This window comes from Fulvivirga kasyanovii (assembly GCF_009711405.1).
GTDB lineage: Bacteria > Bacteroidota > Bacteroidia > Cytophagales > Cyclobacteriaceae > Fulvivirga > Fulvivirga kasyanovii.
This window is the reverse complement of sequence record NZ_SMLW01000186.1, coordinates 1-502: the sequence shown is the minus strand read 5'-3', so window position 1 is coordinate 502 and position 502 is coordinate 1. Positions and strand designations below refer to the sequence as shown.

1 protein-coding gene is annotated in these 502 nt (G+C 36.3%); it reads right to left on the bottom strand.

Annotated elements, in window-relative coordinates:
• Nucleotides 1-107: 107 nt before the first annotated feature.
• The coding region (locus tag E1163_RS30230) for a hypothetical protein (protein ID WP_185155898.1) at nucleotides 108-502 on the bottom strand (395 nt) is incomplete at its 5' end.

Genomic DNA, 502 nt, shown 5'->3' with positions numbered 1-502 from the left:
TTAAAACGAATAGTAAACCGACTAGTAGCCATATTAAGTTATTCATCAAAATTTTGGTTTATTGCATATGTCGCCGCCGTTTATGCTTGTTAAAAGATAGCCGTAGCTTATGGAGCCTCCCCTTCAGGGACTATTACTTTTTCCACTTCAATTGCTCCATTCAGCGATACTTCAATACTATAATATTCGTTTGTGTGGCTGTAGTTGTCAGGAAAAACATTAAAACTGTAATCCTCTCCTTTAGTAACCCTTTCATCTAGAACGATTATGCTTCCTAAATCTTTCAAGCTGCCCAAGGGGCACTCATGAGATAGGTTTATTGCTTGAACTTTGCGCTTATCCTTAAATGATACCAAGTATAAACCTTGCTCCTTTCCCTTATTACATGCAATAAAGTAGATATTCAAGGCAGGGGTCTCATATGTAAGATTAATTAGTGGGTAATAATTTTGACTTGAACCAACATCTGATAAAAATAACTGTAGTTCATTGTCAGTCAGGT